Source organism: Caproicibacter fermentans (assembly GCF_009746625.1).
Lineage (GTDB): Bacteria > Bacillota > Clostridia > Oscillospirales > Acutalibacteraceae > Caproicibacter > Caproicibacter fermentans.
The window spans coordinates 49,369-65,556 of the sequence record NZ_VWXL01000020.1 but is presented as its reverse complement, the minus strand read 5'-3'; the positions used below and the strand labels follow the sequence as shown (position 1 = coordinate 65,556).

Below are 16,188 nucleotides of genomic sequence, written 5' to 3'. Positions count from 1 at the left end.
TTTGATTCGCAATTTTTCAAATCGCAGCAGTATCGGAAAACTCATGCTTTTGATTGGCCTGCTTGTTGCCGCGCCGTTAATTGTCCTGCCGTTTTATCCACAGGATGCGGCCTACGCTGCTTCGTTTGCGCTGCCTTCCCTTGGCTCCATCGCAGCGGGCATCATAGTTTGTCTGACCGGGAAAAGGGACGATGCAGAATTTGAATGGCGCTCCTCCATGCAGCGCAGTAGCCTGACTGTGCTTTTCGCATGGGGGTGGGGCATTGTGTTCGGCGCGTTTCCCTTTGTTATCAGCAAGCAGTTGGCACTCGTTCAGGCGTTGTTTGAAGCGGTCAGCGGATGGACAACCACCGGCCTTTCCGTGATGGACGTGTCGGCAACCCCGCATATTTTTCTGTTTCACCGGAGCTTTATGCAATTCTGCGGCGGCCTGGGCTTTGTGATGATGATGATTATGCTCGTTCAGGATAAACAGTCCATGAATCTTTACAATGCCGAGGGCCATCCCGACAAGCTTATGCCTAACCTGAAAAAAACGGCACAAACGATTTGCCTGATGTATAACGCTTTTTTATTTATAGGCACGGCGGCTTACGTCATCGCCGGAATGGGATTGTTCGATGCAATCAACCATACGATGTGCGCGCTGTCGACCGGCGGTTTTTCAACAAAACTGAACAGCATTGGAGAATATAACAGCTTTCCCATTGAGATTATCACCGTCGTTCTTATGCTGATTGGAACAACAAATTTTGCGGTTCTTCAGTTGATGGTAACGGGCAAATGGAAACGGGCTTTCCGGGTCAGCGAGTTAAAGTTTATGTTCCTGCTGCTCCTGCTTTTTATTCCGATCACCGCTTTTTCCCTGATGAACGGACTCCATATGGGGCTTGGAGAGGGACTGCGCCACGCTCTGTTTGATGTCTCCTCCGCACTTTCCACAACGGGATACTCCACCATGAGTTACACATCCTGGCCCTCTCTTGCCGTTGGCGTCCTTGTTCTGATGATGCTGATCGGAGGCGGAATCGGTTCCACAGCCGGAGGAATCAAGATGTCCCGCGTCTATCTTATGCTGCGTATTACCACGCAAAACATCAAAAAACGTCTCCTGCCGCCAAGAAGCGTAGAAGCGTCTTATTATACCAGAGCGCAGGGAAAAACGCCCATCGATTCCGCTTTGATATCTGACACAACCGGTTTTGTAGCCTGTTATCTCGGGCTTTTTATCTCCGGAACATTGCTTCTCACTGTGACGGCCAAGTGTTCGCTGGTCGAGGCAATGTTTGAGTTTGCATCCGCTCTTGGCACAGTAGGACTTTCTATCGGCTTAACCACACCTGCCACAGGTACGGGAACATTGGTCGTCGAAATGTTTGGTATGCTGCTGGGGCGGCTGGAAATCTTCATTGTGCTGATCGGAATATACTCCGGAGTAACAGTGCTAAAACAAAAAATTGGAAGAAAAGCAGTAAATTGATCATGGCTATATAACGTCAACTGAACAAGGACCGTTTTTTCCGGAAGGGGGAAGTAAAAGCAATCAAAAAGGAAATTCAGCCCCAATCCGCGTTTACGGTTGGCAAGGCTGAATTTCCGTTCCACTTCCAACCGGCCGCAGATATCGGTGTTTCCACATCGGGCGGATGGCGCAGGCCAACCGGCGCTGTTTGCGGGTGAACTGCGCCCAAATCAGAAAGCTTTTAACTTTTAGGCACGCCGAAGGCCCGAAAAGACCAGTTTTCAAAAGGATATTTTTTCAGTGTATCCTTAGTCCTTATTTATTTCGGCGCCTTACTAAGTTTTGCAAACATGTCCCCAAAGACTCCGTCACGATACACAAAGTTACAGATTCGCATGAGGTGTCGGCACGGATCCATTTCCCATCTAAGATCATCGGTCAGGATCGGGGATGGTACAAGCGTTGAAGGGCACCAAATGGGATTGATCATATATCCGATTGTAGAAATGTCCCAGATGATCCTGGATGGAGACATCGCGCCAAACGGAACACCTTCTTCGGTACTCTGCCTGTAATCGTCCGTGCCCTTCAGATAAGTGAGCCGAAAAAGATTGAGCATGTTAGCGGCATTCTGCGGACTGAGTTGACGGATGACGATATCGGATAAATAAGAGCCTATTCTGCTTTTTCCCATCAGGTTTTCTCTAAGTTCCGCTGCGGTGGTTGTAAGGTTGGATGCTACCGCCATACAGGGAACCAGAACAAGCGGAACGCCACTGTTAAAAATAATTTGGGAAGCGATCGGGTCCTGACCAATGTTGAATTCGACAGTGTGAGGCCAGTAAAGAGGATGGCCGCCCAGCCAGACGATAATAATTTTTTTGATAATTTCCGGTTCCATGAGGATTGCGGATGCGATGTTAGTGATTTCACCGATTGCAACGACATAGAGAATATCATCGCTTGCCATAGCTCTTTTAACCAGGTCGCGTGCCGCATCGCTGTAAACAGGCTGATCGGGGTTTTTCATATACTCCGAAGAGCCGCGGAATACCTTGCCCTCCGGAGACTGGTCAAGCATTCCAAAAATTTTAATGATCTCCTGATAACTCTGCTCCAAACCTTCTGCAAGGTCAAAAGTCATAGGGACTGTGACATCGTCTTTGTTCAGAAGTCTGGCAAAGAACGTGCCGGAGAACGGGGCCGCATAAACCGCTTCCACTGAAAGCTTTTCGGGTGACATTAATGCATATGACAAAGCGAACTGGTCGTCCACTTCGTTATAGGTATCGGTGTCGAGAACCATTCGGATCTTGCCCGAGGGAGGCGCAAGACGCGCTGTCATTTCTTCTTTTGAAAGTTTGGGAAAAGTCATTGTTTATTCTCCTTTCGTTTGCGACCCCGCGGCTGCTGTCTCTGCACGGGTTACAAACGGAGCGTGAAGCTTTGTCAGCAGATTTTTGGAGCCTCCGACGTTGTTGGAAATAATCATAACCACAAGCAGGAAGAAGCCGAGAGAGATATTCTGGAACGTATCCGGCAGACCGGCTGCAATCAGTCCGATAAAGATCGTGTTGAGCGTCAGCTGGCTGATCAGGATTCCAAAGGTTATATTGCAAAGTGGCTGCAGAACGATCGCAATCATAATGCCCATCAGCGGCTTAAAGATCAGGGTCGCACTGCCAAGACCAGTCTGGGCTCCCATTGAGCCGGACTGGCTGATGGTCAGGATGGCCGCGATTGCTATAAAAATACCACCTATCACAAACGACATAAATTTGACAAATTGGGTTTTGATCCCCGTGTTTTTCGCAACGGCCTCGTCACTTCCGACAGCTCTCATATGGTAACTGAATTTTGTAAAACTGAACAGGAAATAAAATATAATCGTTGCAAAAATAAGTACATAAACAATATAGGGAGAAGCTCCCAGCACGGCGTGCTGGTAGTCGATGCTGATAAAGCTGAATTTTCCAGCAATATTTTTCCCGACGATCTCATAGATCATTGTCAGGGCCATCGTCAAAATCAGGGAAGGGATTCTGCAGACCCAGTTTAAAATGCCTGTAACCGCAGAAAGGACCAAGCTTGCAACCAGGCAGCCGATAATCAGTCCCGGCAGTCCAAACCAGGAAGACATAATTCCTCCAATCAGACCGCTTATGATAATACGCGAACCGATTGTAAAGTCAAAAATACCGCACATATAGCCAAAGGCGACCGCGTATGCGGTCATGGTCGGAATAATAGATTGAAGAAAAATCGTATAAATACCGTTGAGATTGCTGAATCTTTCAAAAGAGATTGCCAGGAACACGCAATATACGATGATGGGCAGAAGTAAAGCTTTCAAATCTTTTAACAGAGTCGTTTTCATCTCAGTTCGTATCCTCATAAAGTAGTTCGGTGCAAAAGGCTTTCCGGTTTTCAGACAGGGCAAAGGCGTTTTGCGGCGCCCCGCCCTGCGTGAAACCGTTTTTATCGGCGAAAGATGCTTTATTTCTTTACAAGATCCTTGTGCCTTGCCGCCACGTCGGCCACCGTAAAGCTGTCGACTGTTTTCTTGAATGTGTCTTCGCTAATGCTGGGATCGTAAAATTTGATCAGGCTTTTCTTGATTTCATCGGACGTATAAACAGGGGTGTCGCCCAGGAAATAGGTGAGGAAATCGTCCGCCTCCGACTTGGAAGTGAGTTCGAGGTAGTTCGTGACAAGGTTAAACGGCTTGTCCTTGACAATCGGAGTTCCGATGACCGAGTTGACCAGGATCACGGTTGATAGCAGAGGGTCGATTTGCTGCTGGCCTCCATATGCGACGTTGAAGGACTTGTCCGCGAAGTATTGGCCCATGGTAAAATCAAAGTCGATTCTGCCCACCTTGATTTTCCCTGCGAGCTTATGGTCCGACAGGGCTTTTTCAATGGTCGGAAGAGCCGCAGGGCAGTAAGTTCCCGCAATCAGGATTCCGTCCATCTCGGGGTACGCGGCAATATAGCTTTCGATGGTCTTTGTCATATCGGTCTGGACCGTGATGCCGTAGGTGGTGTTGAGCAGCTTGATTCCGGTTTCCTTGATCCCCTTGGCGACGCCGCTGTCACGCAGGTCAGAGGAGGTGTCGCCCTTTGCAATGTTGATGACGCAAAGATTTTTGACACCCTGGCTTGCGAGGGTCTTTGTGATGTTGTAAGCACATTCTTCGTCGTCCTCATTGCATCCGCCGGCGAAATACTTGGAGCTGTAGATCTGATCGCGGATCGTCGAGTCGCTGATCGTGCGGAACATCGTCGAATAATATACGCCGGCGTCGGAGCACATGCGGTCCACCGTCGGGAGCATCGAGTCGGATGCCGGCATGAATATGATGCCGTTGACTCCGCGGCTGATGAGGTCGGAAACGTTGTTTACAAGGGAATCGGCGGTAAGGTCGCTTTCAACAAGGACCAGTTCGCCGCCCGCCGATTCAACGGCGGCTTTGACGTTGGTTACAATGGAAACAAAGGTTGGGTCTGTTGATGAAGTCGCCCAAGGAAACCCGATCTTGAATTCCTTTGGGGCTTGTCCGGATGAGGCCGTGCCCGGTGCGGAGGAAGCTCCGCTGGAAGTTCCCGTATTGCTTGAGCAGCCGGCAAACATGCTGACGGTCAGAGTAAGCGCCAGGATCATTGACAGTACCTTTTTCATTTTTTACCTCCCGTTAATCATCCAATTAGCATTTATCATCAACAAGATATTAATCTTGTTGATTACTTAATTACGTTCGCGCTCTTGCGGTCGAATGCGATGACGACGATCGCGATCAGGATCACGCCTTCGACAATCTGCTGGGTCAGTCCGTCGATTCCCATGAGGGACATTCCGTTTTTCATAACCGACATGGCGATGCTTCCTAAAATCGCGGCTCTGAACTTGACCGGCCAGCCGCCCGTCAAAGGCATTCCCCCGAAAAGGACGGCCAGAAGCACATCAAATTCAAAGGCGTTGCCCGTTTTTGAAGAAGCCGTGCAGGTGCGGACAAGACTGAAAAAGCCGACCAGACCGCACATCAGACCGGAGATCATAAACGCCATGGTGCGAACTTTTTCAACTTTGACGCCGGATTGCCTTGCCGCATCCACCGATGCGCCCACGGACCTGCATTGTTTGCCGTAAGGAGAAAACTCGAAAAGAAGGAACAATACGGCAAGAAGCGCGACGAAAACGAAAATCTTGACGGAATTCTGGTCAAAGACGCGCAGGGATATGGGGATGCCGACCGAGCCGTTTAACAGCCAGGTCGTAATTCCTCTCGCCACAAAGGACATTGCCAATGTGCCGATGAAGGATTCCACCCGAAGTCTCGCGATCATCACGCCGTTAAGCAATCCAATTCCGATTCCTGTCAGAATGGCGACGGGCAGGATCAGGACCAGGCTGATCTGAGCCGCATAGGCGGCAAGCGCGGCGGACAAACCGGCGATTGCGCCCACCGAGAGGTCCAGCTCTCCAAGCGACATGAGAAAAACGACGCCCATTGCTCCCAGACCTATGCTGAAAAAATTGTTGAAGATGTTCATCAGGTTTCGCGGTTGGAGCAGGTTGCCCTCTGTCAGAATCTCAAAAACCACAGCTACAATGAGAAGCCCGATTAAGGAGAAGTAATTTCGTACGGTTTCCCTCATGTTCAATTTCTTTTTTCTGCTGAATTGAGCAACAATTTTATCCATCAGTCTTTCCTCATATCATTTTTTTAATCAATTTCGCTTCCGACAAGCCCTCAGTCCTGTAAAACTCACCCGAAATTTTCCCGTCCTGCAGCGTCACGATGCGGTCGCTCATGCCGATCAGTTCTGGGAGCTCTTCCGAAATCAGCACAATGGATTTTCCACTTTTTTTCAGCTCTTCGATCAGATGATAAATGGAGGCTTTTGCGCCAACGTCAATTCCGCGCGTCGGGCAGTCAAGAATCATGATGTCCGATCCCTTTGCGAGCCATTTCGCGAGGACGACCTTTTGCTTGTTTCCGCCGCTCAGCTCATTGCAGTACTCATTGATGGATCCGGCTTTGACCTCGAGATTTCCGGACCATTTTTCGGCTAGTTCATTCTCGCTCTTTTTGGTTATTAAATAATGCTTTGAGATATCCCTGAGAGAAGGCAGGCAGATATTATCCTTAATGCTGCAGATGGTCATCAGGGATTCTCGGTCTCGGTTTTTCGACACATAGGCGATCCCTTCCTTCACCGCCCACGCCGCGTTTCTAACCTTGAGCCTTCCGCCCTTGAGGACCCGCCCGGAATCCGGCTTTATTAATCCGAACAGCACTTTCCCCAAGTCATGCATTCCACAGTCGCTCAGGCCTCCGACCCCCAGAATCTCTCCCTTGTGGAGGGAGAGCGATATGTTTTTCAGGACTTTCGTCGAAACATTCTCAGCTTCCAGCACGATATCCCCGCAGCTTTCATCCCCGCTGTCTTCCCGGTAATAATGCCCTGAAACGTCACGTCCGATCATGAGAGTCTTGATGGTGTCGGAGCTGAAATCTTTTTTCTCCAGTTTCGCGGTGACGACGCCGTCGCGAAGGATGGTAAGAGAATCGCAGATCCGCATAATCTCATCGATATCGTGAGAAATAAACAGCACCGATCCGCCGCTTTCCCGCTGTTTCTCCATCAATTTATACAGAATGTCACGCCCGTTGACGGTTAAGGCGGTTGAGGTTTCGTCAACGATCCAAAGCTTCGGCGTGGTATAAAACGCGCGGGCCAGTTCCACCAGTTTTCTGTCTTCAAAAGTCAGCTTGTCAATATTTTCACGCGGCTTAATGTGGAAAACACCGACGGATTCAAGGGCTTTCTGCGCCTCCTGGTTCATTTTCTTGACATTGAGAAAGCCCGCTTTTGCGAACAAGGCTTCTTTGCCGAAAAAGATATTGGCGGCCACGGTGATCTTTCCGATCGTATTCTGTTCCTGAACGACCATGCTCACCCCGCGATTCATCGCGTCTATGGTGTCGGTCGGGCTGTATGCCTTTCCTTCTAGATACATGGTTCCGCTGTCGGCTTTTTGAATCCCCGCAAAAATAGACGACATTGTCGATTTCCCCGATCCGTTTTCCCCGATCAGTCCATGAATTTCCCCTTTTTTAACCGCAATATCGACATTCGAAAGCGCTACCGTGGAATCGAACGTTTTGCAGAGCTTTTCCGCTTTACATAGATAATCGTTACTCATGAGCACCTCACCCTTATCGAGAGATTCAAAAACTAATTGGGTTTATTCATTCCGGCAAATGTTTTTTTCATAAATTCACGTACTTCTTTCCCAAAAGGGATTGAAGGCGATGCTCCCTTTCTGGTCACGGAAATACCACTGGCTATGGAAGCGACCCGAAGAGCTTCTGAGGGATCATCGCTTCTGGACAGTTCGTGTAGAAAATATCCGGTAAAGGTATCTCCGGCCGCTGTCGTATCAACTGCGGAGCACGGAAGCGCCTCCGAATAATACGTTTTTCCGTTTGCCCCGATAAACCAGGCTCCGGCCGCACCCTTCGTCAGCACAACCGATGTGCCGGGATACTTTTTATTTACAACGCGTTGGATGCTCTCTGCGTCGTCCGACCCGAAAAGAGCCTTGCTTTCCACTTCGTTGACCAGCAGGATGTCCACTTTTGCCATATCATAGGTCTGAATCGTTTTGTTCAGCGGAGACGGGTTAAAGGCGATTTGAAGGCCCTTCCGGCTCGCTTGCTCGATGGCATAGCCTACGCAGGAAATTTCATTCTGAAGAACGATCAGGTCGCCTTCCGAAAAGTGCGAAAGGACTTCGTCGATATACGTCTCCGTCACTTTCTCATTTGACCCGGAAACAATGATGATACAGTTTTGCCCCTCCTCATCCACCTGGATCACAGCGTGCCCGTTCGGAGATTCGGATTTTCTCATCAGGTCGGTTTTGATCGCGTCCGAATGGAGTGCGTCCCAAAACATGTCCCCGTCACTTCCGATGATCCCCGCAAAAAAAACCTCGCTGCCGGCGCGCGCCAAGGCGACCGCCTGATTGAATCCTTTTCCGCCGCAGTAAGATTCGTATTTATTTGCGGCGATCGTTTCCATGGGCTTGACAAGATCTGTGACTCTGTAGGTTCTGTCAATGTTGAGCGATCCCAGCACTAGTTTTTTCATTCTCCAGTTCTCCTAAAGTCATTCTGGTTTTTAAAGTAATACAATTCCAGCGTTTCCCTATTGACCAGTGCGGGCGGTACGCCGTATCTGGTTGTTGACAAGCCTGCGGCACAAGTCGCGTATTGAATAGCTTCCTCTATATCTTTTCCTATGGAGAGGTAAAAGGCAAGCGTAGAAATAAACGCATCGGCCGCGCCGGTGGTATCGACCGGCGTGATGCGGGCGGCCGGAAAATATTTTTCGTGCTTGTCGTCCTGAAGGAAACACCCTTTTTCCCCAAGAGTGATAATCACGGTTTTTGCCCCCTGTTTTCTAAATATCTTTGCCTTTTTCTCCAAGGAGAATACATTGGGAAGCAGTTCGTTGGCTTCTTTCACGTTGGGAACAAGGATATCTGTGTTTTGAACCAGCTCCGGGAGAAGGGATGTCACGGCACAGGGCTTGAGGATTACTTTCACATCGTGACGATGGGCGAGTTCCGCTGCGTGAAGCACAAGGTTTTGATCCAATTCGGTTTGCAGCAGACAATAATCCACATTTTCAAACAGGTTTTCATATTGATCGATGTTTTTCGAGGTCAGCGCCGAGTTGGCACCGTCAAACACCGAAATATTGCTTTCCGCGTTTCTTTGGATAAACACATAAGCGTGGCCGGTGGACAGGTTGTCATGCAGCGTAACACCGTCCGTACAAACTGAGTTTGACTTGAGGCATTGAAACATTTGTCTTCCGTCATAATCGGTGCCCAAAGCAGAAATCAACGCTGCCGAAGCGCCGAGCTTGGTTACGCCGAGAGACTGGTTCAGCCCCTTGCCGCCGGGCATAATCACCCGCTGCCTTACGCTGATCGTTTCCCCTGGTTCCGGCTGCTTATCCACGAGCATCAAGGTGTCAACGTTGATCGTTCCCATGATGACAAAATGACTGCGCCTAGTCTTTTTGGGTGGAACAATGCTGTCAAAGCATGAGACACTGAAATCCTTTTGAAAGGGCTCATAGGCCGTTTTTCCCGATTCGACCGCTGTGATCAGCCCGTCCGCTGCAAAAGACCCGAGTTCTTCAAAAGGCCTTGCGATCGATGAAAGCTGTGTCCCCGCAATTTTCATGTGTTCAGTATCAATGCCGACGACAGAAATTTCCTCGGGAACCATTATATGCAGATACTCCGTCATGGTGGCCATCTTTTCGACCGCCGCGGAATCGAAACAGATTATACCGGTATGTGCTTGGAGCCAGAGCGAGTCGCATGATTCTGTAAGACGCCAGACGACATCGTCGTCTTCCGAAATTTGGTGGTCAAAAAGGCATTTGCGAATTCCTTCCACGAAAGCGCCAGCGGCGTAGTCCTTTTTTAAAGAAAGACAGCCGATACATCTGTGCCCCTTCCTGATTAAACTATTCGAGGCTGCATAGCCGAGTTCTGAATATGAAAAATAAGGGTTGGCTGCGGAAGGCTTTTTTTCACTGTTCAGAGTAAATATTTTGAAAGAGAACGGAAGAATATCGTCCGGAATATCTGTGATTGAGTATTTTTCTTTGTTCCAGATAATGCCGTCAACATGATGAGACAAAAGCATTTTAAAATTTTGCATTTCCTCATTCGCTGAAGAAGATGCACAAACAATAGTGCTGTATCCTCTTGTTCTTGCTTGCTTTACGATACCTGTAAGAAAACTGTAGTCGGCTGATCTTCCAATTAATACTCCAAGGATCAAAGAAGGCCTTAAGTCGTCGGACGTTCTGTCCATATATGGTGAATAATGGTATTTCTTTACAATATGGAGAATTCTTTCTCTGGTTTCAGAACTTATACTGTCATCTTTTTTGTTAATTACTTTTGATACGGTTGAGACAGAAACATTCGCTAATTCGGCGATTTCTTTTAGCGTCATATATTTATGTCTCCCTTTAATCATATTTTAATAAGAAAATAGTTTCCGAAAATGTTTTCTTATATAAGTTAACCATATTTATGTGTGCTTGTCAATCATCATTTCTGCAACATATACATTATATTAATTTGTGAATATTGACGAAATAATTGCAGGGATGCCAATCCAGCGGGCACCCAAAGCAATCTTATGCAGATATCAGATCAGAGTCGACATTAATAAGTCCCACGGTGATGTGTTTACACACGGGCAAACAGGTAAAATCGAATGGCGTCTGATCGTCAACAGTAACCGATACGGCCCGGTTGTACAAAAGAGCATCACACGTAATAACACAAGGCGGTACCGACCGGAAAAACCGGGAAGTACCGCCTTGTGCCTTAGTGAGCAGATATGTAGGACTTCATTTGCGGAGGTAAAGTTGATTTCCAAATTGTTGCAGCCATGGGGGAAGTTATAAACAATTTAATGAACTCCAATATGACCCGTGGAGGACGAGTGCCGAGAAAATATCAAAGTGAAATCACCGCAGGAATACGATTTGCAAGACAGCGCGACAATTGACCCATGGTGCCGGCGGGTTCATCCGACCGGTTCTGTGTCCGCCGGGACTTTATTTTTCTTTCGAATTGTGTTTTCTTTGATTTTATCCATCAGAATTGCGATTGCACCGTCTCCGGTCACATTACAGGCGGTGCCGAAGCTGTCCTGTGCCAGATAGAGCGCAATCATCAGAGAAAGCATAGTCTGGTTAAATCCAAGCATGGACTGAAGAATGCCTAAGGCCGCCATGATGCAGCCGCCCGGAACGCCCGCGGCGGCGACCATGGTTACGCCCAGCATCAGAATAAAGGGATACATCTTTCCAATCGTTATAGGAGTACCGTTTAGCATTAAAACGGCAATGGAACAGCTGGTAATGGTTATGGTGCTTCCGGACATGTGAATGGTGGCGCAGAGTGGGACGACAAAGCTGGCGACATCGTCGCTGACCTTATTCAATTTAGTTCGAGCCAGAGTTACCGGTATGGTTGCGGCTGAAGATTGTGTTCCGAGTGCCGTAACATAGGCCGGCAGCATATTTTTTAGCAGTTTTAACGGGTTCCTTTTCGTGACGGTTCCCGCAACAGCGTATTGAATCAGAAGAATACAGCAGTGAAGAATCAGAACGATTCCATAAACTTTAATAAAGACGCTTAATATTTCAAATACTTTTCCTGTGAAAGTCAGATTTGCAAAGACACCCAGCACATAGATTGGTAAAAGAGGTAAAATGATTTTCTCAATCAGTCGTGCAATAATTTCCCCGAATTCGCTAAAAACATTTCTAATGGAGTCCCCCTTTAAGGCGGAAGCGCCCAGACCGAGCACAAAGGAAATCAAGAGGGCGGGGACCACCCCCATAATCGGATCCATTTGAATGGTGAAGTATGCGGGCACCAACGCTTTAGAAGGATCTGAAGCATCCAGTTGAACCGCACCTGCTTTCAGGAACAACGGAAATGCGGAGGAATCTGCGAAATAGGCAAGGGAACCGGCAATAACGGTAGAAATATAGGCAATGGCAACCGTAATGCCGAGAATTTTTCCGGCGCCTTTCCCCAGATTGCTGATTCCGGGAACCACGAAACCAATGATAATCAATGGAATGGAGAATTCCAGAAAGTTGCCAAACAAGCTATTGAATGTTGCCAGAATGCCGATCACCGGTCTTGGGGTGGTCAGACCCAATATAGTGCCAATGAAAATCGCAATCAGAAGTTTTGGCAATAAACCGAGCCTTTTTAACTTGCTTTTCATTTTATCTTCCTCCTCAATATTATATTTTGCTGCACGAAATGCAACAACCGTCAAAATCCATCGTTGCGCAAGGGTGAGCAGCTTATAGCTTTTCATCGCCGCAGCGGCCAAATACTTTTTTATAAAGAGCCTTTCCGGTCGGTGTCGCAGCAAGTCCGCCTTCTGCGGTTTCTTTCAGACTGTTTGGCATCGCGTCCCCGACTTTTTTCATGGCTTCAATGACTTCGTCCGCCGGAATTGCGCTTTTAATTCCGGCAAGTGCCATATCCGCCGAGATGAACGCGTTGGAAACACCAGACGCGTTTCGCTTAATGCAGGGAATTTCGACCAGACCGGCGACTGGATCACAGACTAACCCCAAAATGTTTTTTATGGCGATCGAACAAGCGTGGCCAGCCATCTGCGGGGTTCCGCCCATCAGCTCTGTCAGGGCGGCGGCGGCCATGGCGGCCGCTGAACCGCATTCTGCCTGACATCCGCCCTCCGCCCCGGCAATACTGGCCTTTTTTGCAATCACCATGCCAAAGCCCGCGGCGGTGAACAGTGACATAACCGCATCGTGTTCATCCAAGTGGTGCTCCTCCGCCAAGGTAAGCACGGCGGCGGGAAGAATCCCGCAGGAGCCTGCCGTCGGAGCGGCTACGATCCTGCCCATGCATGCATTCGTTTCAGAAACGGCCAGCGCTCTCGCAATGGCTTTCCCGATGACCCTGCCGCAGATGCTTTTGCCGGCTTCGACCACCTGATTCATTTTTATGGCGTTGCCGCCGGTCAGGCCGCTGGCTGATCGCGTGTTTTTCTTTAAGCCGTCTTCAGAGGCCTTTTTCATCACAAGAAAATTCTTGTGCATTTGCTCATAGATCGCGTTACTCTCTTTTTCCAGGTATTCCGCCTGATCCCGCAATACAAGTTCGGAAATTTTCTTTCCCTGTTTGTCCGCTGCGGAAATCAGCTCTTGAACAGATTCATAAGCAAACATACTTTTTCTCCCTAATTCAGTCTTAAAACTACGGCGCTGAGGATATTGTGGGCGCGATTGATTTCTTGTGCAATATCATCGTCCATTTCGCCGTCGATTTCGATCGCCATGACTGCGGCGCCTCCCCGACGGTTGCGGCTCAGACTGAAATGATTGATGTTGACGTCCCGAATTGCCAAGAGCCTTGTAACATCTGAAATCATGCCGGGAACATCGCGGTGAAAAACGAGAAGAGTTGTGTTTTGACCGGCCACATTGACCGGATAGCTGTTGATCCGGTTGATGACAATATTTCCTCCGCCGATGGAGGCTCCCTGAACCGATACCTTTTTCCCCCGCTTTCCCGCCAGGGTGATCACCATGGTGTTGGGGTGGGCTCCCGGCAGCTCCCCTTGCCGAAATGCAATTTTGATTCCCTTTTCTTTCGCGAGATTCATACTTGTTTTAATGCGTGAATCGCTTGGCTTCATGCCCAGAATACCGGCGATTACCGCTTTGTCGGTTCCATGTCCCTTATAGGTTTTGGCAAAGGAACCGACAAACAGGATATCGGCCGATGCGGGTTCTTCCCCCAGTAAAGAAGCCGCGGCATTTCCAATTTTTACGGCCCCCGCGGTGTGGGAACTGGATGGTCCGATCATGACGGGACCAATAATGCTGAAGACGTCCATATTTTCTTCCTGCTCCTTTTATCCTGGGAAAACTTTTTAAACGGCTTGAAACTTTTCTGTTGACAGGGTTCCGGACAATCACTTAAGATGTAATTGCTTTAATATCGGATAACGGAAACCTTCAATAAAAGACTGTTTGATCAGAATGTAAGGAGAAATTATGCAGTATTCAAACGTAAAGCTTTCAATCACCGAAAAAAAAATTATTGAAACCTATAAGGTTTTTGCGAAAGGACTTGCGGATTATTTAGGGGAAAGCTGCGAAGTGATCCTCCATAGTCTGGAAGATCTTGACCATTCTGTGATCGAAATTATTCATGGGTACCATTCCGGCAGGAGCATTGGCGCGCCTATCACGGATTTGGCGTTAGCGTTCCTGGAAAATAATCAAAAAAATTCCGACCGGCATTTTTTGACTTATTTCAGCAAGAGCAAAACGGGACAGCCGTTAAAATCCTGCACCATTTCGATTCAGGGAGATAAAAATCGGATTATCGGACTGCTATGTATCAATTATTATCTGAATACCCCTTTTTTTTCAGTCATCAACTCTTTTCTGCCGCAGCCGGGTATCGAAACAGCCAAAACTTTCACGGAAAATTATGTGGAGAATTCGGACGATTTGATCCGTGCGTCGGTGGAAATGGCAAAAGAAAAAGTTTTTAACGACAGTTCCATTACCGTTGCAAACAGGAATAAGGAAATCATCAATTTCTTGTACGAAAAAGGAATATTTAATCTCAAAGACGCAGTAGTTAAAATTGCCGCAATACTCTCTATTTCAAAAAATACGGTTTATATGCATATTCGGAATCGGCCGCGCAAATAAGGACGCTGCGCGATTAGGCCAGCGTCGCCACCAGATCAATCTCACACAGGACGTTTTCGGGAAGGGCTTTTACAGAAATGCAGCTTCTGGCCGGCTTTTCGGTAAAGTATTTTTCATAAATACGGTTGAATTTTTCAAAGTCGTCTATATTGGCTAGATAGCATGTTGTTTTAACGGTCTGTTCAAACGAAATATGACTTTCCGCCAAAACTTCCCGCAGATTTTGGATGACCTGCTCCGTCTGAGCTTCAATTCCGCCTTCGACAATTTGCATTGTTTTGGGCGAGAGAGGGATTTGTCCGGATGTAAACAAAAATCCGTTTGCCTCGACAGCTTGCGAATATGGTCCTATCGCGGCGGGAGCATTTTTTGTGTCTGTTTTTTTCATCACGGCAACTGCCTCCTGTTATTAATTATGATTTTTCATTATTATATCACTAAAATATTTTTTATTCAATGAATTTTTGATTATTTTGTTAAATCAGGGAAACCCCGTCAGCTTCCAAGCCGGCGGGGTTTTCCTGTATAAAAACGGTGAAATCAGCGGGGCAAATCAAATTTTAGGCTGATGTCCAGCGCCCGCACCGAATGGGTCAGCGCGCCGCAGGAGATGAGGTCAATGCCTGTGGCTGCCACGGCAATGACGTTCTCCTCATCGATATTGCCCGAAGCTTCAAGGCAGAACCTGCCTTGCACCCAATTAACTGCTTTTTTCATTTCCGCACAGTCCATATTATCGAGCATGACGATGTCGGCCCCAGCTTCCGCGGCCTCCGCGAGTTGTTCCAGGTTTTCTGCTTCCACCTCGATTTTGGCGGAAAAAGGCGCCCGCTTCCGGGCCAGAGCGACCGCCTGCCGTATAGAGCCCACCGCCGCGATGTGATTGTCTTTAATCAGCACAAGATCCGAGAGGTTCATTCGGTGATTCGTTCCGCCGCCCACTGTCACGGCATATTTATCAAGCATGCGGAATCCCGGCAGCGTTTTGCGGGTGTCGGCAAGGCGGGTGGGATAACCCTGAATCAGGGCGCAGAGCCGGTGCGTTTTGGTGGCAATGCCGCACATGCGCTGCAGAATATTGAGCGCAACCCGCTCGCCTTGCAGGAGCGCCCGGGTGTTGCCGTCCAACTCGGCGATCACTTCTCCCGATTGGATGGAATCCCCCTCCGACCGATAAAATTTTACGGACACTCCCGCATCCAGCAGCCGGAATACCTGAACAAAAACGGGAAGGCCCGCCAGTACGCCGGCTTCCTTTGCGACAAGCCGGCAATGCGAGACCTGCCCCGGGCCGATGAGGCTGTCGGTCGTCACATCGCCCAGTCCGATGTCCTCCTTAAGCGCCATACGCAGAAAATCATCAAGGATAAGATCGTTTACCATATTACATACCTC

General features: G+C 48.4%; 14 protein-coding genes and 1 pseudogene. 2 read left to right on the top strand and 13 right to left on the bottom strand.

Translation table 11 applies throughout. From position 1 onward, the window contains the following. The first annotated feature begins 43 nt into the window (after positions 1–43). Positions 44–1,480, top strand: a complete 1,437-nt coding sequence (locus CAFE_RS04400) for a TrkH family potassium uptake protein (RefSeq protein WP_166525063.1) — start codon at positions 44–46, stop codon at positions 1,478–1,480. A 301-nt stretch (positions 1,481–1,781) separates the two neighbouring features. Here the strand turns inward: CAFE_RS04400 and CAFE_RS04395 are convergent, their stop codons facing one another. The 11 genes and pseudogenes from CAFE_RS04395 to sdaAB form a co-directional block, all read right to left on the bottom strand. Further along, complete coding sequence (locus CAFE_RS04395) at positions 1,782–2,837, bottom strand: nucleoside hydrolase (protein WP_156989911.1); 1,056 nt, start codon at positions 2,835–2,837, stop codon at positions 1,782–1,784. Between the two features lie 3 nt (positions 2,838–2,840). Further along, positions 2,841–3,839: an ABC transporter permease gene (locus CAFE_RS04390; protein WP_066647380.1), complete on the bottom strand. Its 999-nt coding sequence runs from the start codon at positions 3,837–3,839 to the stop codon at positions 2,841–2,843. 119 nt (positions 3,840–3,958) lie between these two features. Beyond that, a complete protein-coding gene (locus CAFE_RS04385; RefSeq protein WP_066647383.1) occupies positions 3,959–5,143 on the bottom strand; it encodes a sugar ABC transporter substrate-binding protein in 1,185 nt (394 codons plus the stop codon). 62 nt (positions 5,144–5,205) lie between these two features. Continuing rightward, a complete protein-coding gene (locus CAFE_RS04380) occupies positions 5,206–6,165 on the bottom strand; it encodes an ABC transporter permease (RefSeq protein WP_066647386.1) in 960 nt (319 codons plus the stop codon). A gap of 10 nt (positions 6,166–6,175) precedes the next feature. Beyond that, complete coding sequence (locus tag CAFE_RS04375) at positions 6,176–7,672, bottom strand: sugar ABC transporter ATP-binding protein (protein WP_156989910.1); 1,497 nt, start codon at positions 7,670–7,672, stop codon at positions 6,176–6,178. 32 nt (positions 7,673–7,704) lie between these two features. Next, positions 7,705–8,622: a ribokinase gene (locus CAFE_RS04370; RefSeq protein WP_066648270.1), complete on the bottom strand. Its 918-nt coding sequence runs from the start codon at positions 8,620–8,622 to the stop codon at positions 7,705–7,707. After that, positions 8,619–10,214 (bottom strand): PfkB family carbohydrate kinase, encoded by a 1,596-nt coding sequence (locus CAFE_RS04365; RefSeq protein WP_066648265.1) that lies wholly within the window; start codon positions 10,212–10,214, stop codon positions 8,619–8,621. Before CAFE_RS04365 ends, CAFE_RS04370 begins: the two co-directional genes overlap by 4 nt. Before the next feature lie 171 nt (positions 10,215–10,385). Continuing rightward, a pseudogene (locus CAFE_RS20600) lies at positions 10,386–10,514 on the bottom strand (LacI family DNA-binding transcriptional regulator); the annotation flags it as partial. Between the two features lie 582 nt (positions 10,515–11,096). After that, the gene (locus CAFE_RS04360; protein ID WP_066648327.1) at positions 11,097–12,314 is read right to left on the bottom strand and encodes a dicarboxylate/amino acid:cation symporter; all 1,218 of its coding nucleotides are present in this window, start codon (positions 12,312–12,314) and stop codon (positions 11,097–11,099) included. Between the two features lie 82 nt (positions 12,315–12,396). After that, entirely contained in the window at positions 12,397–13,293 is an 897-nt protein-coding gene (gene sdaAA / locus CAFE_RS04355; RefSeq protein ID WP_156989909.1) for an L-serine ammonia-lyase, iron-sulfur-dependent, subunit alpha, read from the bottom strand. Positions 13,294–13,304: 11 nt separating this feature from the next. After that, positions 13,305–13,964, bottom strand: a complete 660-nt coding sequence (gene sdaAB, locus CAFE_RS04350) for an L-serine ammonia-lyase, iron-sulfur-dependent subunit beta (protein WP_156989908.1) — start codon at positions 13,962–13,964, stop codon at positions 13,305–13,307. Positions 13,965–14,124: 160 nt separating this feature from the next. On the opposite strand from sdaAB, the gene CAFE_RS04345 reads away from it, so the two are divergent. Beyond that, complete coding sequence (locus tag CAFE_RS04345) at positions 14,125–14,793, top strand: helix-turn-helix transcriptional regulator (protein WP_066648256.1); 669 nt, start codon at positions 14,125–14,127, stop codon at positions 14,791–14,793. A 13-nt stretch (positions 14,794–14,806) separates the two neighbouring features. Here CAFE_RS04345 and CAFE_RS04340 read toward each other — a convergent pair whose 3' ends face one another. Together CAFE_RS04340 and nadC are read right to left on the bottom strand one after the other, a co-directional pair. Then, on the bottom strand, positions 14,807–15,181 hold the full coding sequence (locus CAFE_RS04340; protein ID WP_066648254.1) for a RidA family protein: 375 nt from the start codon (positions 15,179–15,181) through the stop codon (positions 14,807–14,809). Positions 15,182–15,333: 152 nt separating this feature from the next. Beyond that, positions 15,334–16,176, bottom strand: a complete 843-nt coding sequence (gene nadC, locus CAFE_RS04335) for a carboxylating nicotinate-nucleotide diphosphorylase (RefSeq protein ID WP_156989907.1) — start codon at positions 16,174–16,176, stop codon at positions 15,334–15,336. Between the last annotated feature and the right edge of the window lie 12 nt (positions 16,177–16,188).